The 18728-nt window shown below is 61.1% G+C and carries 16 protein-coding genes and 2 tRNA genes; 14 read left to right on the forward strand and 4 right to left on the reverse strand.

Annotation, left to right across the window (positions count from 1 at the left end; all coding sequences use genetic code 11):
- Positions 1 to 57: 57 nt before the first annotated feature.
- A complete protein-coding gene (locus tag QW861_RS30635; RefSeq protein WP_316193881.1) occupies positions 58 to 897 on the reverse strand; it encodes an SDR family NAD(P)-dependent oxidoreductase in 840 nt (279 codons plus the stop codon).
- 151 nt (positions 898 to 1048) lie between these two features.
- Here QW861_RS30635 and QW861_RS30640 point away from each other — a divergent pair, with 151 nt between their 5' ends.
- Positions 1049 to 1438: a response regulator gene (locus QW861_RS30640; protein WP_315718298.1), complete on the forward strand. Its 390-nt coding sequence runs from the start codon at positions 1049 to 1051 to the stop codon at positions 1436 to 1438.
- Between the two features lie 105 nt (positions 1439 to 1543).
- Here QW861_RS30640 and QW861_RS30645 read toward each other — a convergent pair whose 3' ends face one another.
- The gene (locus QW861_RS30645; RefSeq protein ID WP_315718297.1) at positions 1544 to 1771 is read right to left on the reverse strand and encodes a hypothetical protein; all 228 of its coding nucleotides are present in this window, start codon (positions 1769 to 1771) and stop codon (positions 1544 to 1546) included.
- 228 nt (positions 1772 to 1999) lie between these two features.
- On the opposite strand from QW861_RS30645, the gene QW861_RS30650 reads away from it, so the two are divergent.
- Positions 2000 to 3235 (forward strand): GGDEF domain-containing protein, encoded by a 1236-nt coding sequence (locus QW861_RS30650; protein ID WP_316193882.1) that lies wholly within the window; start codon positions 2000 to 2002, stop codon positions 3233 to 3235.
- A 21-nt stretch (positions 3236 to 3256) separates the two neighbouring features.
- Positions 3257 to 3886, forward strand: coding sequence for a peptidoglycan recognition family protein (locus QW861_RS30655; RefSeq protein ID WP_315754873.1), 630 nt, complete (start codon positions 3257 to 3259; stop codon positions 3884 to 3886).
- 75 nt (positions 3887 to 3961) lie between these two features.
- Here QW861_RS30655 and rpoH read toward each other — a convergent pair whose 3' ends face one another.
- Both rpoH and QW861_RS30665 read right to left on the reverse strand, forming a co-directional pair.
- A complete protein-coding gene (gene rpoH / locus QW861_RS30660) occupies positions 3962 to 4861 on the reverse strand; it encodes an RNA polymerase sigma factor RpoH (RefSeq protein ID WP_315754871.1) in 900 nt (299 codons plus the stop codon).
- 219 nt (positions 4862 to 5080) lie between these two features.
- A complete protein-coding gene (locus tag QW861_RS30665) occupies positions 5081 to 6061 on the reverse strand; it encodes an RluA family pseudouridine synthase (RefSeq protein WP_316193898.1) in 981 nt (326 codons plus the stop codon).
- A gap of 31 nt (positions 6062 to 6092) precedes the next feature.
- On the opposite strand from QW861_RS30665, the gene QW861_RS30670 reads away from it, so the two are divergent.
- The 11 genes from QW861_RS30670 to QW861_RS30720 all read left to right on the forward strand — a co-directional run bounded on the left by QW861_RS30670 (position 6093) and on the right by QW861_RS30720 (position 18133).
- Entirely contained in the window at positions 6093 to 6431 is a 339-nt protein-coding gene (locus QW861_RS30670; protein ID WP_315718294.1) for a hypothetical protein, read from the forward strand.
- A 354-nt stretch (positions 6432 to 6785) separates the two neighbouring features.
- On the forward strand, positions 6786 to 7307 hold the full coding sequence (locus tag QW861_RS30675) for a DUF2846 domain-containing protein (protein ID WP_315754824.1): 522 nt from the start codon (positions 6786 to 6788) through the stop codon (positions 7305 to 7307).
- 95 nt (positions 7308 to 7402) lie between these two features.
- Positions 7403 to 7477 (forward strand) — tRNA-Glu (locus QW861_RS30680).
- 582 nt (positions 7478 to 8059) lie between these two features.
- Positions 8060 to 8133 (forward strand) — tRNA-Met (locus QW861_RS30685).
- Positions 8134 to 8260: 127 nt separating this feature from the next.
- Positions 8261 to 9097: a type IV toxin-antitoxin system AbiEi family antitoxin domain-containing protein gene (locus tag QW861_RS30690; RefSeq protein WP_316193899.1), complete on the forward strand. Its 837-nt coding sequence runs from the start codon at positions 8261 to 8263 to the stop codon at positions 9095 to 9097.
- Positions 9084 to 9992: a nucleotidyl transferase AbiEii/AbiGii toxin family protein gene (locus QW861_RS30695; protein ID WP_316193883.1), complete on the forward strand. Its 909-nt coding sequence runs from the start codon at positions 9084 to 9086 to the stop codon at positions 9990 to 9992. The genes QW861_RS30690 and QW861_RS30695 overlap by 14 nt, the downstream gene beginning before the upstream one ends.
- A 116-nt stretch (positions 9993 to 10108) precedes the next feature.
- Positions 10109 to 12466 (forward strand): EcoAI/FtnUII family type I restriction enzme subunit R, encoded by a 2358-nt coding sequence (gene hsdR / locus QW861_RS30700; RefSeq protein ID WP_316193884.1) that lies wholly within the window; start codon positions 10109 to 10111, stop codon positions 12464 to 12466.
- On the forward strand, positions 12456 to 14051 hold the full coding sequence (locus tag QW861_RS30705; RefSeq protein WP_316193885.1) for a class I SAM-dependent DNA methyltransferase: 1596 nt from the start codon (positions 12456 to 12458) through the stop codon (positions 14049 to 14051). The genes hsdR and QW861_RS30705 overlap by 11 nt, the downstream gene beginning before the upstream one ends.
- Positions 14048 to 15199 carry a restriction endonuclease subunit S gene (locus QW861_RS30710; protein ID WP_316193886.1) on the forward strand — a complete coding sequence of 384 codons (1152 nt, stop codon included), beginning with the start codon at positions 14048 to 14050 and terminating at the stop codon, positions 15197 to 15199. Before QW861_RS30705 ends, QW861_RS30710 begins: the two co-directional genes overlap by 4 nt.
- 243 nt (positions 15200 to 15442) lie before the next feature.
- Complete coding sequence (locus QW861_RS30715; RefSeq protein WP_316193887.1) at positions 15443 to 16531, forward strand: IS110 family transposase; 1089 nt, start codon at positions 15443 to 15445, stop codon at positions 16529 to 16531.
- A gap of 516 nt (positions 16532 to 17047) precedes the next feature.
- The gene (locus tag QW861_RS30720; protein ID WP_316159468.1) at positions 17048 to 18133 is read left to right on the forward strand and encodes an IS110 family transposase; all 1086 of its coding nucleotides are present in this window, start codon (positions 17048 to 17050) and stop codon (positions 18131 to 18133) included.
- The last annotated feature ends 595 nt before the right edge of the window (positions 18134 to 18728 follow it).

Consider the following 18728-nt stretch of genomic DNA (forward strand, 5'->3'; position numbering starts at 1 on the left):
TCGCTCCGGCGTATCCGCCACGGGCGCGAGCCGGGGCGGGGGCTCCTGTCCCGTGGCTCATCCCTGCTTCGCGGCCGCCTTCTCGAGCCGCTTCGCCATCACGCGCCAATAGGTGGCCGGCATGAAGCGCTGCAGGAGATCCATGAAGCGCGCATCGCCGCCGATCAGGATGCGGGGCTCATTGCGCTCGATGCCCTCGATGATCCGCGACGCGGCGTCGCGCGGGCTGGTCCTGGCAAGCCGCTCGAACCGCTCGATGGCCTGCACGCGGCGCGCATTGTCGGTCATGCCCTGGCCGGCGCGGGCATTGCGCGCAATCGCCGTGGCGATGCCGCCGGGATGCACGACGGACAGCCGCACGGGACTGCCGGCGGCTGTGAGTTCGTGACGCAGGCTCTCGGAAAATCCCCTTACTGCGAACTTTGCCGCGGCGTAGGCCGATTGGCCGGGCGGAGCGATGATGCCGAAGATCGAGGACAGGTTGACGACGTGCGCTTCGCGCTGGCGCGAAAGATGCGGCAGGAACGCGCGCGTGCCGTGCACGACGCCCCAGAAATTGATGTTGAACAGCCACTCCATCTCCGCCTGATCGATCTCGGCGAAGCTGCCGAACAGTGCCACGCCAGCATTGTTGACGACGATGTTGAGGCCGGGATGCGCGCGGGTTGCGTCTACTGCGAACTGGGTGACTGCAGCCACATCGCTGACGTCCAGCCGGTGCGTGGTCACCTTGCGGCCGCTTGCGGTGAGCTCGGCGGCGAGGCTTGCGAGGCCCGCCTCGTCGCGGTCGGCGAGCGCGAGATCGCAACCGCGGGCCGCCAGCTCCTGCGCCAGCGCACGGCCAATGCCGCTGGCTGCGCCTGTCACGGCGGCAGATGCGCCTCGAATGATCGTCATTGTCGCTTCACTCCCCTGATCGACCGGTTCTGCGTGCCTGTTCCAATTGCAGCTGGGTTTTCTGCCACTTTTTCTGATTGGAACCGAACCATCCGGCCGTTCAGCTTTTAACTCACATTACTTTGCGAGCACACATTCGTGGAGGACCTGCATGGGACAGTCGCAACCTTTTCGCGCCACCGCACTGATCGTGGAAGACGATCTGGCGCAGCGCGAGATGATCACGCTGCTGCTCGAAGAGAGCGAGTACGACGTGATCGCGTGTGAGAGCGCGGAGGCCGCCGAACTCGTCCTGAACAAGCCGGGTCATCGCATCGTGCTGCTGATGACCGACGTCAATCTGGCGGGCCGCATGAACGGGGTCGAGCTTGCCCATCTCGCCAAGGCGCGTCACCCCCACATCAATGTGGTCGTCACTTCTGGCCGGCCGTTGTCGCAGCCGCTGCCGGGCGGCACGAAGTTCTGGAGCAAGCCGTGGGCGCCGCTGGACGTGCTGCGCGAAGCCGAGGTGACGCTCGAGCGCACGCCCGATATCAGGTGAGGCGTGTTGCGTGGCAACCGCCGACCGGTGGAGACGTAGGATCGGCTAGCGGGTCGAGCTGACTGAGAGCCGGGTGGAAGCCGCGCTCCCACCCGGGAAGTGCAACTACTTCTTCTTGGCAGCCTTCTTGGTCTTCTTCGCAGCTTTCTTGGTGGCCTTTGCGGCCTTCTTCGCCTTCTTCGCCATGGAATCCTCGTCAGGAGTTGATGGATTGCAACGCGACTTTGAGGCTTCGCTGGCGCACGCCAGCCATGCATCAGCCTCGGGTGTCGATCCCAGCAGATTCGCGAAGCTCTGCCTCACGCTGTCACCAGCGCGGTTGCGCTTATCCACAGCTCGATGCATTCGCCGGCCAGTTGCGCCGCTGGCGCTCGGGGGCGTGACAAGGTTAGCGGATCGTAAAAGGTGTCTTCATTGATTCAAAACCAAGGCGCAACCTTGGTTGGGCCCTTGAGGAACCGTTAACTGCGCCGCGCCCATGTTGCCTCGAGCAACAGGGTAGCTCATGAGCGCGGCGTTATTGAACATCGAGGACAGGACCTGCGGCGTCCTGCTGTCGGGATGCTGAACGTTCCGACGCTGTGGACCGCCTTCGTGGTCAATTTCCTCGCGTTGGGCCTGATCTGGGCCTACGTGATGCGCAGCTATCCCAATCTGGATTCGGCGCGGTACTGGACGGCATCTGCGTTCATGTGCGCGCCGGCGGCGGCGTTCGCGCTGACGCGGTTCTATTTCGGCTCGTTCGTTCCGCTGCTGGTCGGCGGCTCGCTGATGACCTTCGCGATCTGCCTCGCGGCGATGGGCGTCGAGCGCTTCTATGGCTCCAGGGCGTCGTGGCGGCTGAGCTTGACCGTCGTCGCGATGACCTGCTCGTCGATCGCATTTTTCCAATACGGATACGACCACGGCCCGCTGAGGATCCTGTGCTACTCGATCGGGCAGGCGGTCCCCATGGCGATCATCGCGCGGCTGGTGCTGGATGCGAGGCGCGGGCCCGTCAATCCGGGAGCGCGGCTGGCCGGCCTGCTGTCCGTTCTGATCATCGCGGTGTTTGCCGCGCGCTCGATCGGGGCGTTCATCGGCGCCGATTTCAATTTCAGCCGCTCCACCAGCGGTCAGGCCGCCGCGGTGCTGCTGCTGATCTTCCTGTCGATGTCGCTCAATTTCGGCTTCCTGCTGATGGCGGTGGACCGGCTGCGCAACGAGGTCGCCGACCTCGCGCTGCTCGACGATCTCACCGGCGTCGCCAACCGCCGTCACCTGATGCAGCGCCTGAGCGAGGAATGCGCGCGCGCCGAGCGCTCGCGGCGGCCGTTCGCGCTATTGGTGATCGATCTCGACGGCTTCAAGATCATCAACGACACCCATGGCCATGCTGCCGGCGATGCCTGCCTGCAGCACTTCACGCTGATGGCCCAGACCCGGCTGCGCCCCGGCGACATGCTGGCGCGCACCGGTGGCGACGAATTCTGCATCGTGCTGCCGGCGTCCGCCTTGCGCGAAGGCGCGATGATCGCGCGGCGCATCCTGCAGGTCTGCCGCGACGATGCGGAGGCCTGTGCCGGCGCCGAGGTGCCGATCGAGGTCTCGATCGGCATCGCCGAATGGACCGAGGATGTCGGCGCCTTCCCCGACCGGCTGATGGCGCGGGCGGACCAGGCGCTCTATGCCGCCAAGAAGGAGGGCAAGAACCGCTATGCCGTCTTCGCCGCCGACCACGAGACGCCGACACTGGCGCCGGACCAGATCGAGCCGATGATGGCGCCGCCGCGCCGGCAGGATGCCGCCGCCGGGTAGCCGGTGCTATCGTTGCCGACCATGAGGCCGGTCCTGTTCTCCCACCGCGCAGCGCTCGCGCTGCTTCTCGTCGCGCTGCCTCTGCCTGTTGCGGCTGAGGATCTCACGTCGCTCGCCCGTTCGTCCGGCACGCCGGACATCCCGGGACTGAAGATGGTCTGGCTGGCGCCGTGGGGCGATCCGCACCTCGCCCATCCTTGGACCAACATCATCGTCCACCAGACCGAGGGCCCGGCGGGGTCGGCGCGGGCGGGGGCGCTGGCGCAAGCCAAGAACCCGAAACGGCGCGGCGTCACCATCTGGGTGGAAACCGACGGCACGGTGTATTGGGCGGTGCCGGAAACCCTGGTGACCTTGCATGGCGACGGCGCCAACCGCAACGACAACCGCTATATCGACAACGGCCCCACCTATCGCAAGGTCGTGCGCGACAATTCCATTGGTGTGGAGTTCGCCGGCAACTATCCCGACGTCACCACGCCTCCGACGGACGCCCAGGTCGCCGCCTGGCGCGTGCTCTCGAAGCTGCTTCGGCTGCGCTATGGAATAGTCCGGGAGCGGATCTATGCGCACAACTGGATCGACTACAAGGACGCGCGCTATTGCGAGGGCTGTGCGCTCGCCGAGCTCGCCCGCGCCGCGCCCGACTAACTGCACCTAACAAGAAGCCGGCGTCTCCGCCGGCTCCGATCGCATCCAAAAACCACCTTCAAGCAAGCCGCGCGTCTAGTGCGCGGCCTCCAGGGCCGCCGCCTCCTGCCTGGCGATGGCGCCCTTGACGGCGGACTGCACCTTCTCGAACGCGCGCACCTCGATCTGGCGCACCCGCTCGCGCGACACGCCGAACTCGGCCGCCAGGTCCTCGAGCGTCATCGGCTCGTCGGCCAGGCGCCGCGCCTCGAAGATGCGGCGCTCGCGCGCGTTGAGCACGCCGATCGCGCCGTTCAGCGCCTGCCGCCGGTGGTCGTATTCCTCGTGCTCGGCCATGATGGCTTCCTGGTTGGGCGTATTGTCGACCAGCCAGTCCTGCCATTCGCCCGCTTCGCCGTCGTCGCGGATCGGCGCGTTCAGCGAGGCGTCGCCGCCGAGGCGGCGGTTCATGTCGACCACGTCCTGATCGGTCACGCCGAGGCGCTTCGCGATCAGCTTGACCTGATCCGGATGCAGATCGCCTTCATCCAGCGCGTTGATGCGGCTCTTGGCCTTGCGCAGGTTGAAGAACAGCTTCTTCTGGTTCGCGGTGGTGCCCATCTTCACGAGCGACCACGATCTCAGAATGTACTCTTGTATCGACGCCTTGATCCACCACATGGCGTAGGTGGCGAGGCGAAAGCCCTTCTCGGGCTCAAACCTTTTCACCGCCTGCATCAGGCCGACATTGCCTTCCGAAACGACTTCGGATATCGGCAGGCCGTAGCCGCGATAGCCCATGGCGATCTTGGCCACGAGCCTGAGGTGGCTGGTCACGAGTTTATGCGCTGCGTCGCTGTCGTCATGCTCGCGCCAACGCTTGGCGAGCATGTACTCCTCCTGCGGTTCCAGCATCGGGAACTTGCGGATCTCGGCGAGGTAGCGTGAAAGTCCCGATTCTCCGTTGAGAACCGGCAGTGTAGCTGTACGGGCCATTGAGCGCCCTCCAGTTGGTTCAGGCCCCCGATAGCGGCGGGCCAGGCAAAGCGGTCGCTTGGTTAAAGCCAACCGGTTTGCGACGTTCCATGCGTCGACCATTCGACGCAGGCGCAACATACACCATTTTCGCCCCCCGGTGGAAGGATTCCGGGGGTCACGACCCCGTGTGGCTCCATTAAGTTTTTGACATGCTTGCGTTTTTCTGAAGGTCCTGCGTCATAGCGCCGCTCGCAAGGCGCGCCCCAAAAGAGAAAGATCCTCCGGAAGCTCCGATTCCCAGCGCATTATTTCTCCCGTCCGGGGGTGCTCGATCACCAGCAGATAGGCGTGCAGCGCCTGCCGCCCGAGCGCCTCGAGCGCCGCCCGCGCGCCCGGCGCGAGCTGGTTGGCCTTGGTCTTGAAATGCGGGCCATAGACGGAATCACCGAGCAGCGGGTGCCCGAGATGGGCGAGATGCACCCGGATCTGGTGGGTGCGCCCGGTCTCGAGATGGCAGGCGATCAGCGACGCCACCGGCTTGCCGTCGCGGCCGGTAAAACTCGCCTGCACCTCGTAATGGGTGATGGCCTCGCGGCCTTTTGCGCGCACCGCCATCTTGTCGCGGGCATGCGGATGGCGGTCGATGGCCGCATTGATGGTGCCGTGCGGCCGGTGCGGCACGCCCCAGGCAAAGGCGAGATAGCCGCGCTCCATCGCGCCGGTGCGGCCGTGATCGGCGAACTGCGCGCTCAGCGAGGCGTGGGCGTGGTCGTTCTTCGCCACGACCATCAGCCCGGTGGTGTCCTTGTCCAGCCGGTGCACGATGCCCGGCCGCTTGACCCCGCCGATCCCGGAAAGACTGGCGCCGCAATGCGCGATCAGCGCGTTCACCAGCGTGCCGGTCTCGTGCCCGGCCGCGGGGTGCACGACGAGGCCGGCCGGCTTGTCGATGACGATGATGTCGTCGTCCTCGTAGATGATTTTCAGCGGGATCGCCTCGGCGGCGGGCTCGGCCGGGACGGCCTCCGGCACGTCGATTGTGATCGTGTCGCCGGCCGTGACGTGATAAGCGGGGTCCCGCACCGCCACCGCGCGGAGCGACACCTGTCCGGCCAGGATCAGCGCCTTCAGCCGGGACCGCGACAGCTCCGGCAGCCTGGCCGCCAGCACGCGATCGAGCCGCGGCGAGCCTTCGTCGCCGGCGACCGTGACCGTCATCAGACCGTGGGATTGTGAAGTCGAGATGTCCATGAATTCTACCGTTGCGCCCGAGCCGTCCTCGCCCGAGCAGGCCCAGCTGATGGCGCGGCTGCGGCGCATGATGATGATCGCGGGCGTGACCACCTCGATCGCGATCGCCGTGCTTCTGGTCGCCATCGGCTACCGCCTTTTCCGCGGCGATGGAAGCACGGCTTCGGGCCCGGACCTCACCGCCATGCTCCCGAAGGGCGCCCGCATCGTCGCCACCGGCACCGCCGGCGACCGCCTGGCGGTGACGCTGGATGTCGGCGGCACCACCGAGATCCGCACCTTCGACGCCAAGACCCTCAAACCCACCGGCCGCCTCCGCTTCGCGGTGGAGCCGTAAGGGCAGGGCGGTTTCGCCTGATCATTCTGGCCCATCTTTCTTTTAGCCCCGGCTTTCACACCGCGGGCGGTCAGCGCCTCCCCCGCCTGCGGGGGAGGTCGCATCGCATCGAAAGATGCGATGCGGGTGGGGGAACTCTCTCGACTGGCACCGGTGCCCGCGGCCGCCCCCACCCCCACCCCTCCCCCGCAAGCGGGAGAGGGGGCGCACCGTCGGTGCGGCTGACAGCTCGGCTTCGTCCCGGGAACCATCGCCAAACCCGCGAAAGCCGGCCCATCTGCCACTCCCGGTATCGTTGTCCGCCGGTTCCATGTCTGCTCTAAAGACCCCCGGGGAACTTTGGAGTGGGGAGTCATGACCGGACATCTTTCGCGCGCGCTGAGCCTGCTGGCGGCGGCGCTGCTGCTGACCGCCTGTGCCGCCACGACGGCGCTGGAATCGCAAACCAAGCAGCGCGACGGCCGGATGGCGCGGATTTATTTCCTGCGCGAGAAGGGCCTCGTCGGCGCCATGGGCACCACGGCGGGCACCGCCGACGTCAAGGTCGCCGGCAAGACCGTCGGCGCGCTGCGCAACGGCTATTATCTGTTCGTTGATCGTCCGGCTGGCACCTACGAGCTGTCGGTCAATTCCGGCATTTCGCTGCCCTATGAGACCGAGATCCAGGTCGAGGCCGGGCAGGTCTACTATCTGTGCCTCGGCGCGACGCCCTATGGCCCGCCCGGCCAGGTGCTGCTGAACCAGTCCTATGCCGGCGGCAGCGGCACCTTGATGCCCCCGAGGTCGGGCCTGTCCGGCGCGATGTCCGGCACCGTGCTGTATCGCATGGACCCCGGCCCGGGCGCCGCGCTGATGGCCCAGCTCCAGGCGCCGTGAGGCCGGCGGCGAAAACCCGTCCGCAACATCATCCGCGAAATTTGCCTCTTCCGTCTTGCGGCGCGGCGATTTCGAGGCTATGCGGTTCACCTCACGCTCCCTTCGTCTAGCGGTTAGGACGCGGCCCTCTCAAGGCTGAAACAGGGGTTCGATTCCCCTAGGGAGCGCCAATAAGATCAACAGCTTGCCTCGATCGCGCGAAAGTCGTCGAATATTCGTCGAATAAGCTTCCGCGGACGGCGGCGAAAATTTGCAGAATGTCTGTCATCTCAGATAGGCGCGCGCTGGATGTCGACAGTTGCTGCCGAGCGGCGGATCGCCTTCATTCGGCACAGGGGTCTGATGGCGTGCAAAGCACATGGCGTGCTTAGGTGGTCGTCAGGCTCATAACCTGAAGGTCATAGGTTCAAATCCTATCCCCGCAACCAACTTTTCCTTTGTTGGATCAATGAATTAGCCCGTCATTGGCTGGCTTTTTCATGGCTTACAAGCCGTTCCCGGGCAGTACCAAGGGAAACCATTATTTTCCAACTAGTTACGTCAATTCCGGCCGCGATTACCAATCGCTCCCAAAAACTCCACGGCACAAAACTGGCACAAAGCGGCACAAAACCGAGAGCCTTGTTCGTGGAAAATCCACGGTCGGAGCCAAGGCCGTGAGGACTTGGGTAAGTCAATCTTATCCCTTTAAGTTGTAATATAATTGTCATACAACTTTAGAAGGATGCGAGCATATCAATCCTCCCTTCGGCCGCGGGATGGAGCAGTCTGGTAGCTCGCAAGGCTCATAACCTTGAGGTCGCTGGTTCAAATCCGGCTCCCGCAACCCACTCCGAAGATCCAAATACCCAAAGCAGCCGGTTTAGAAAGTGGGCATCTTGTCCAGTTATGTTTAACTTTTCTGGCACTTTTCAAACTAGAACTTAGTTTGGAAATATGCTATAATGTCAAACATGGTTGGACAAAGTCAGAGACTTTTGAACCGCCTCGAACGAGAACTTCCCGAAGGAGTTCTGGTCGATACCGCATGGCTGAAAACCCGCGGCTACTCGCGACAATTGCTCAGCCACTACGTAAGTGCGGGCTGGCTTAAGCAGCCGACGCGCGGGGTCTACTGTCGGCCACGTGGGGCTCTTTCCTGGCAGCAGGTCGTCATCTCACTCCAGGCTCTACTTTCTTATCCCCTGCTCGTCGGCGGACGTACGGCGCTCGAAGGACAAGGATACGCGCATTATCTGGTTCAGAACCTCAAAGAAGTCCATCTGTACGGCCCCAAGAGACCGCCGCACTGGCTGAACAAGCTCGGCCTCGACGCCCAATTTCGCTACCACAATGACCGCGCACTCTTTCGTCGCGGTTTGCCGCTCGAGCGTCTTACGAATCTCGACCAGGCCAAAAACCAACCCGCGAGCAGCCCGAACGAAAACTGGATAGTCCAACAATGGGGGCAGTGGGATTGGCCCCTCGCGGTCTCCACGCCGGAGCGGGCCATCCTGGAATTACTCGACGAACTCCCCAAGCATGAGAGCTTCCATCAAGCCGATATGCTGATGGAGAGCCTCGCCAATCTCAGCCCGCGACGTTTGCAGAAGCTGCTTACCGAATGCCGCAGCGTGAAGGTCAAGCGGCTATTCTTCTTCTTTGCCGACCGCCATCAACATGCCTGGCTCAAGCGGCTCGACCGCAAGGCCTTTGATCTCGGCAATGGCAAACGCATGCTGGTTAAGGGCGGCAAACTCGATAAGACTTATCGCATCACCGTGCCTGAGGATCTCGATGGCATTCGCTGAAAGCTACCGCCGGCAGGTCGCTCTGCTCCTCCGCGTCTTGCCAATTGTCGCAGAAGAAAAATGCTTTGCCCTCAAGGGCGGCACGGCGATAAACCTTTTCGTGCGCAATATGCCGCGCCTGTCGGTTGATGTCGACCTCACCTATCTTCCGATACAACCTTACCCGGAATCCCTTGCCGCAATCGATGCTGCGATGGGCCGCATCGCGGAACGCGTTAAGAGCACGATCGCAGGCTCGACCATTGCGGAAGGCCAAAAGGGCTCACGAACGCATCTCCTGGTTCGCGCCGACGGCGCGACAACCAAAATCGACGTGACGCCCGTCTTGCGCGGCAGCATCCACAATCCCGAGACCAAGGGCGTGACCGAAAAAGTGGAGGAAACGTTCGGCTTTGCGGAAATCCCAGTCCTTTCTTTCGCTGATCTCTACGCGGGCAAGATAGTTGCAGCACTCGACCGCCAGCATCCCCGTGACTTCTTTGACACACGGGACCTTTACGAAAATGAAGGGGTGGATGACACCTTGCGGCGTGCGTTCATTGTTTACCTCGAATGCCATACGCGACCGGTGCATGAAGTTCTCACAGCGCGGCGCAAAGATATGACCATGGACTATAACCGTGGTTTTGTTGGCATGACGGATGAAGCGGTGACGCTCAAGGAGCTCATTCAGGAGCGGGAAATCCTGATCACCGATATCGTTGGCAGCATGCCCGACCCGCACAAGCAGTTTCTCCTGTCTTTCGAACGTGGCGAGCCCGACTGGAAACTGATCGATGTCCCGGGTGCTGCCGACCTGCCCGCAATCAAATGGCGGCTTGAGAATCTCGACAAGCTTACAAAGGAGCGGCGCGCCGAGCTCGTGGCCGCTCTGGAAAAGGTGCTGTCAGGCTGAAGGGTTAAGATTAAACTGCTACCATTAGGGGATTGATTTCGTTGCGCTTCATTTGGATAAGATAGCCTTAAGTTGCTCTTCTTTCCTTCCTCAACCCAATTTGGTCTTGTGAATTGATGGCGACAGAAGCGGATACCTGCCGAAAATTCGTTGTACCCAAACTTCAAAGTGTGGGCTGGGATACCGATCCTCATTCGATCGCCGAGCAGCGCACCATCACCGACGGGCGGATTGTCCCGGTCGGCAAGGGCTTCATTCGCAAGCCGCCGAAGCGCGTCGATTACCTTCTGCGGTACATGCGGGATTTCCCGCTTGCGGTGGTTGAGGCCAAGGCGGGGTACAAGACCGCCGCCGACGCTGTACAGCAGGCCCGCACTTACGCGGAAATGCTCAGCCTCAAATTCGCCTATGCCACCAACGGGCATGACATCATCGAGATTGACTATTTCACCGGCAAGGAAGTCCACATCTCGGACTATCCAACGCCGCAGGATCTCTGGGCACGATATCAGGCGGGACAAGGCCTTGCGAAGCCCGATCTCGGCGAGCGATTGCTAACGCCCTTCAATCATACCGGGGGCAAGGACGAACGCTACTATCAGCAGATTGCCGTTAACCGGACCGTTGAGGACATCCTCAAGGGCCGTGAGCGCCTTCTGCTCACCATGGCCACCGGCACCGGCAAAACTTTTGTCGCTTTTCAGATTTGCTGGAAGCTATGGTCCTCACGCTGGAATCGGACCGGCGAACATCGCCGACCGCGCATTCTCTACCTGGCGGACCGCAACATCTTGGTCGATCAACCGAAAGACGGGCTCTTCGCTGCGTTCGGTGATGCGCGCTACAAAATCGAATCCGGTGAAGTCGTGCAGAGCCGGGAAATGTATTTCGCGATCTACCAAGCGCTCGCCGAGGACGAGCGGCGCCTGGGTCTCTTTAAGTCCTTTGCACCGGATTTCTTCGATCTGATCATCATCGACGAATGCCATCGTGGCAGCGCCCGCGATGATAGCTCGTGGCGCGTCATACTTGACTACTTCAAACCGGCTTACAAGCTGGGTATGACGGCCACGCCGCTTCGCGAAGATAACCGCGACACCTACCTCTACTTCGGTGCGCCAATTTACGAGTACAGCCTCCGTCAAGGGATCGACGATGGCTTCCTTGCGCCGTATCGCGTTCATCGTGTGGTCACTCAATGGGATGCTGCCGGATGGCGGCCCAGCAAGGACGAGGTCGATCGCTTTGGCCGAGCCATACCCGATGATGAATACCAGACCAAGGACTTCGAGCGGGTCATCGCACTGCGGGCGCGTACGAACGCGATCGCTCATCACTTGACGGAGTTTCTCAAGAAAACCGACCGGTTCGCCAAAACTATTGTGTTTTGTGTCGATCAGGAGCACGCCAGTGAGATGCGTGAGGCGCTCGTCAATCTAAATGCTGACATCAACAGTCAAAGCCCTGACTACATCTGCCGTGTTACGGCCGATGAAGGACAAATCGGACGCGGCCACCTTAGCCGCTTTCAAGATGTCGAAACGCGGACGCCTGCCATTCTAACCACCTCGCAATTACTCACGACGGGCGTTGACGCGCCTACATGCAAGAATGTGGTGCTAGCGCGCGTTGTCGGTTCGATGAGCGAATTCAAACAGATCATCGGCCGTGGAACGCGGTTGCGAGACGATTATGGGAAGCTCTGGTTCAACATCATCGACTACACAGGATCAGCAACTCGAATGTTCGCCGATCCCGCCTTCGACGATGATCCAACGCAAATAACCGAAGAACAGGTGGACGACAAGGGCGACATCGTCGTTACGACCGAAACCACGCCGGATGGAGAAAGAGTATCTCCAGAAGCAGATCCTTCCATTGTCGAGCCGCCCGAAGCTGAGCATCGCAAGTTCTATTTTGACGGTGGCCAGGTTTCGATCGTTGCGCATCTCGTCCACGAGCTCGATCCCAATGGGAACCAACTACGTGTCGTTCGGTATACCGACTACGCTGCTGAAACCATCCGGACGCTCTGTCCGACGACGCAGGAGTTGCGCAAGCGGTGGGCGGACGCTACCCAGCGGGACGAGATCATTCAGGCTTTGGCCGAACGAGGCGTCGGCTTTGAGGAACTAGCCGAGCAGACTGAGCAGCCGGATGCCGACCCTTTCGATCTTCTCTGTCATTTGGCCTTTAACGCGCCCCTGCGCACCCGGCGGGAAAGAGCGCAGCGCCTGAAACAGGAACGCAAAGACTTTTTCGAGAAGTACGGTCCCGAAGCACGGCAGGTTCTCGACGAACTGCTCGAAAAATACGCGGAACACGGGGACGCACAATTCATGCTGCCGGATGTTCTGCATGTACCGCCCATCTCGAATCATGGCAATCCGGGAGAGATCATCAAGTTGTTCGGAGGTCCCGAGCAGCTCCGCGCCGCGGTAACCGATCTGCAAGGTATCCTCTATGGTTCGTAGTCCTAAGGTCAAGAAAACGAAGGCCAAGAAAACAAAGGCCGAGAAGGCAAACGGCGCTGAGAAACCGATGACGACCGCGCAAGCTCTGGGCGGTTTGCTCAAAACCGCTCGCGCGATTATGCGCAAGGACAAGGGCCTCAATGGGGATCTTGACCGGCTGCCCCTGCTCACCTGGATCATGTTTCTCAAGTTCCTGGACGACCTGGAGCAACAGCGTGAGGAGGAGGCCAAGCTCGGTGGTAAGAAATTCCGGGCCGCCATCGATGCTCCGTACCGGTGGCGCGACTGGGCGGCCGATCCCAAGGGCATTACTGGCGATGAGCTGTTGTCCTTTATCAATCAGGACGAAACGCGACTTCCGACTGGCAAGAAAGGACCAGGCCTTTTTGCTTATTTGCGCGCTCTATCCAGCTCTAACGGAGATGACCGGCGCGATGTGATCAGCACGGTATTTCGGGGCGTTGATAACCGCATGAAGAGCGGCTACCTGCTCCGCGATGTGATTAACAAGGTCGCCGACATTCATTTCACCTCGTCGGAGGAGCTTCACACGCTCGGCGCGCTCTACGAATCAATGCTGCGTGAGATGCGTGATGCCGCAGGTGATTCCGGCGAATTCTATACACCGCGTCCCGTTGTCCGCTTCATGGTCGAAGTAGCGGACCCGCGATTGGGTGAAACCGTGCTCGATCCTGCAAGTGGCACAGGGGGATTTCTCGTTGAAGCCTTTAATCATCTGTCCAAACAGGTGAAGACCGTAGCCGATCGAAAACAGCTGCAAACCGAAAGTATTTTTGGTTATGAGCCCAAGTCGCTTCCCTATCTACTTGGCCAAATGAACCTATTGTTGCATGGGCTCGATGCCCCACAAATCGATCCGGGCAACGCACTGCGGTTCAAGCTCTCCGAAGTTGGAGAGAAGGAGCGGGTTGATGTCATCCTAACCAACCCTCCTTTCGGAGGCGAGGAAGAGAAAGGAATTCAGGGGAACTTCCCCGAGGATCGGCAGACTTCCGAAACGGCTCTCTTGTTCCTTCAACTCATTATGCGCAAGCTGCATCGTCGGCCGAGCAATGTTGGCCGGCCCGCCCGGGCTGCTGTCGTTGTGCCGAATGGCACATTATTCGGCGACGGTGTTTGCGCACGCATCAAGGAAGAGCTCTTAAAGGAGTTCAATCTACATACAATCGTGCGCCTACCTAACGGGGTATTTTCGCCGTATACAATCATTCCAACCAATATTCTCTTCTTCGATCGCTCTGGGCGAACGGAAGACGTGTGGTACTATGAACTGCCATTGCCGGAGGGGCGTAAGAACTACACCAAGACGCAGCCCTTGCAGTTTGATGAGTTTAAGAACTGCATTGCTTGGTGGACAAAGCGTGAGGAGAACGACGAAGCCTGGAAAGTGCCCGTACAGGAGCTGCTAGGCACAAACTGCAATCTGGATCGAAAGAATCCAAAGGGAGCCGTCGACCTTGAGCACCTGCCACCACAGCAGCTAGTCGACGACGTTCTTGAAAAGGAGCTCCGGATTGCCGACCTTCTTCGGGAGATCAAAGGTGCGCTTGAGGACCGCGCATGAGCGCCGCGTGGCCGCAGGTCAGCCTTGGTGAACTTCTCCGGCTCGAACGCCGTCCCGTTGATGTCATCGCCGACCACGAATATCAAGAAATTGGTATTTTTAGCTACGGTCGCGGCATCTTTCATAAGCGTCCACGTTCTGGACTTGAGGTTGGAGATAAAGCTCTCTTTCTGATGAAGGAGGGGGATGTGATCCTGCAGATCACTTTTGCTTGGGAAGGTGCGATCGCGCTCTGCTCGAAAGCAGAGGACGGCCTGTATGGTTCGGTTCGTTATCCAACATTTCGCGTGGACGAGACGCAATGCTTTCCGCCATTTCTCGTCCGATACCTCTGCACCAAAGAGGGGTTGGAACAGATCGGCCGGATCTGCCCTGGCTCGGCGGGCCGTAATCGGGTCCTTGCCTTAAAGCGGCTTCCAGAAGTCATGATCCCTCTTCCGGCACTAGAAGAGCAACGCCGAATTGTGGCTAAGATAGAAGAATTGGTCGCTCGATTGCGACTTGTTCAGGCACTTCGACGCGAAACGGCGCATGGTGTGCTGGCTATTCCTCGGTCAATCCTGAGTTCCGACAGTTCGGGGCATTTCGTTCGCCTTCGCGATCTGGTTAGGCTGCGCGCTCCGGATGTCGTGGTTCAACCAGATCAACAGTACCAATTTGCTGGCGTCTATTCGTTCGGCCGAGGGATATTCCGCAGCGTCAACAAGATGGGGAATGAATTTTCCTATCGGAAGCTCACTCGGGTTCACCAAGGAAATTTTGTATATCCTAAGCTCATGGCGTGGGAGGGGGCTCTTGGTGTCGTGCCGCCGGATTGTGATGGAATGGTTGTATCTACTGAGTTTCCTGTCTTCGAGATCGATGAGACAGCCATAGCGCCCGAGGTTCTTGATATTCATTTCCGTTCACCCGAGGTGTGGCCTTCACTCTCGGGTCAAAGTGGCGGGACGAACGTCCGCCGTCGGCGTCTGAATCCTCAGGATTTTTTGAACCTGCAAATGAAGCTACCCAGTAAAGCGACGCAAAGCCACCTAGTCGGTGTTGTTCGGGGGCTTACAAAGGTAAGCAAGTTACAAGTTAAGACCACGGCGGAGGTCGAAGCTTTGGGCCGCGCCATTCTCGATAGGGCCTTCAAAGGAGAGCTCTGATGGACGCAGCCTGTTTCATGGCTCTCCTCAGGGCATCGAATCCTGTCTGGCATCAAAGCGACGGGGATGTGCCACGGTGGATTTTCTGCGGCCACAGAAACGCGGCCTGGCGTTTGAAGCCTTAGGCGTGGCGATCTGCTTTGGAAGGAAGCTGCCGTCCGTAATCGGCCTGACCGTCCGTCAGCTGACGCGGCAGCGGCGGCCATGCAGAATGCGCGCTCTCACCAACACAGGAGGCGCGCCATGGAGTTCTTCTGCGGACTGGATGTCGGCATGGATCAGACCGCGATTTGTGTGGTCGACGACAAGGGCGAAGTGCTGCTGGAGGTCGCGGTGATGACCGACCCGGACGCGATCAAGGGAGCACTGTCGCCGTATCTCGGCCGGCTGCGGCGGGTCGGCCATGAGGCCGGCGCGCTGTCGCCGTGGCTGCATGGCGAATTGCTCCGTCTCGGCCTGCCGGCGATCTGTCTGGAGACCCAGCACGTGCGCGCCGCGCTGCATGCGCAGCGCAACAAGACCGACCGTGCGGACGCGCTCGGTATCGCGCACATCATGCGCACTGGCTGGTTCCGGCGCGCGCACATCAAGACCGCGCCGTGCTATCGGCTGCGACTGCTGCTGACGCATCGCCGCAATCTCAAACGCAAATTCCTCGATCTCGAGAACGCGATCCGGCACTCCTTGAAGGCGTTCGGCATCCGGCTCAACCGCATCGGCCGCGGCGCCTTTGCGCAGGCCGTGCGCGACGCGGTGGCCGGCGACGCGCTGATCAGCGAGCTGATCGATGCCATGCTGAACGCACGCGCGGCGCTGTGGAAGGAGTACTGTCGGCTGCACGGCCTGGTCGTCAAGCTGGTCGCCGGACACGAGCTGTGCCGGCGCTTCATGCAGATTCCAGGCGTCGGGCCGATCGCCGCGCTGAGCTTCATGACGGCGATCGACGATCCGTCGCGCTTTCGGCGGTCACGCGATGTCGCGGCGTATTTTGGCCTGACGTCGCGGCGCTGGCAGTCGGGCACCTCGATCGATGTGCAGGGGCCGATCAGCAAGGCGGGCGACGCCGATGTGCGGCGCGCGCTCTACGAGGCGGCGAGCGCGCTGCTGACGCGCTTCAAGCGTCGCGACAAGGTGAAGACCTGGGGACTGGCGGTTGCCAAGCGGTCTGGACACCGCAAGGCGGTGGTCGCGGTGGCGCGCAAACTGGCGGTGATCATGCACGCGATGTGGTGCGACGGCACGGCGTATTGCGGCGATCAGGCCGTCAGCACCGCCGACGCGGCCGCCCATGCCAAGCGCAAGGACCGCAGGCTGCTGGGACCGCTGGCATGAACCATAGCAACAGCCCGGCAGCAACGAATAAGCGTCGCGGACGACGCGCGAATTGATGGAGCTCCGCTGTCAGCGGATGAGGACCGGTGCAGATCAGAGATGACGGAACGCACGCTATCTTGCCTGCGACGCGGTACCCGAAAGGGCGGCGCGATCGCGCGAAATTGCCTGTGACGTGGCTCCGTCAGACCGATGGAAAATTGCGCCGCAACGGCTATGCTGCTGCCATCGTGCAGCCGCGCCACGCCGTCGCTGAGCGCGGAAAGCTGCACGGCGCACTGGGACTCCTCGCTGTCGAAGAGCTGCAGATCAGACCGCGCTGCAGGCGTGTTTTTGACGATGAAGATGGAGAGCACCGATGGCGAAAACGACGAAGACGATCGCGGCTGAGAGGCAGAACATCCGGCCGATTAAAGTGTCGGCGTAATCGGGCGCGCGCAAGACGAGACAGTGTTGGCGGCAAAGGCGCAGCATTGCGGTGAATCAACATTGATTCGCCGAAGAGGACGTCCGCCGATGAAACTCTCAGCAGCACTCGACACCTCGAGCACCAAGACCGCGATCTGCGTGATGAACAGCCGCGACGGCACCATCGTGTTCGAATCCAGCGTTTTGACAGATCCGGCGATCATCTTTGAAGCGCTTGCGCCGTATGTGCCGCGGCTCGACAAGGTCGGCCATGAAGCAGGCAGTGTAGCACCTTGGCTGCACCGTGAGCTCGTGTCCCTGGGCCTTCCCATGGTGCTGTTGGAAGCACGGCAGGCAGCGGCTGCGCTGCAGGCCCAGCGCAACAAGACCGACAAGAATGACGCGCGCGGTCTGGCGCATCTGGTGAGGGCGGGATGGTATCGGCCGGTCCACGTCAAGAGCCCGGAGAGCCATAAACTACGGCTGCTCCTCGCTCACCGCCGGACGCTCAAGCGCAAGCTGCTCGACATCGAAAACGAGATCAGACAGTCGCTGAAGGTGTTCGGTCTGTTGGTTGGACCGCGGGTTCAGCGGGCCTCGTTTACGGCGCGGGTGCGAGACCTGGTGGCTCATGACAGTCTGATTGGGGGCATAACGGAATGCATGTTACGGGCCTGGGAAGCACTATGGGCCGAGTACAAGAGGCTGCACGACTTGCTGGTTCAAATGGTCGGCCGGGACGAGCTCTGCCGGCGCTTCTGCGCCATTCCAGGCGTTGGTCCCGTGACCGCTTTGACCTTCAAGGCAGCGATCGACGATCCGCACCGGTTCAGCAAGTCCAAGACCGTGGGGGCGCATTTTGGGCTGACCTCCCGCCGCATACAGACGGGCACATCGATCGACATCGAAGGGCACATCTCGAAGTGCGGCGATGGGGAGGTTCGTACCGTGCTCTACGAGGCTGCGAGCGCGATGCTGGTGCGCTCCAAGAAATGGTGCGGCATCAAGGCCTGGGGTGTTCGGATCGCAGCCAAACGTGGCCACAAACGCGCGGTGGTGGCCGTTGCGCGTAAGCTGGCGGTGGTCATGCATCGCATGTGGATCGATGGATCTGTGTTCCGGTTCGCAGCCGAAGATGAAAGTGCAGCCGAACCGAGTTTTAGCAACCCGACGGCGCTCGCCGCCGCTATGTGAGAGCTCTGGCGAGCGCCGTCTGACAGACAGTGCGACGACAGAAGATTGGCTGAGCTTCCGCCGGTCGGCGGAGAGGCGTTTGGTGGATCGAAGCGGATGCGGAGAGCACGTTATCTTGCCGGCGACGACAGCTCGATTGAGACGTCGAGCGCGCTACTGTGTCTGTGTTGCCCCGCGATCCTGACGACGACATGTGCGCCCGCATGGCTGGCGGGGCTGAGCACGAACTCCTGGATGGACCACCAGATGTCATCACCCCCAGATCATGACGAAAGCCGGACCAATGCCACGTTGTCGACCGCTCGTGTGCAGCCGTATAATATCAAGCAGAGGAGACGATCATGTCGGAGCAGAACGCGGAGAAGCGCCCGATTACTCCCGGCAAGATAAAAGCGCCTCTCCGCGGCGTAGAATCGGCGGTCGTATCTAATTGTTATTTTTAGAACCAGCTTGGCACCGCCTTCAGCTCTACAGTGCCGATCGATTTCAAAACTGATTAGAGTTCAATAGTCGGAGTGGCACCAATCGTATCCTAGCGGGCTTCTGCGCAAACTTGCGATCAATTCTGCAAGGTTTGCATTATTGGCCAGGAGCT

This window comes from Bradyrhizobium sp. SZCCHNRI1029, assembly GCF_032487555.1.
Taxonomy (GTDB): domain Bacteria; phylum Pseudomonadota; class Alphaproteobacteria; order Rhizobiales; family Xanthobacteraceae; genus Bradyrhizobium.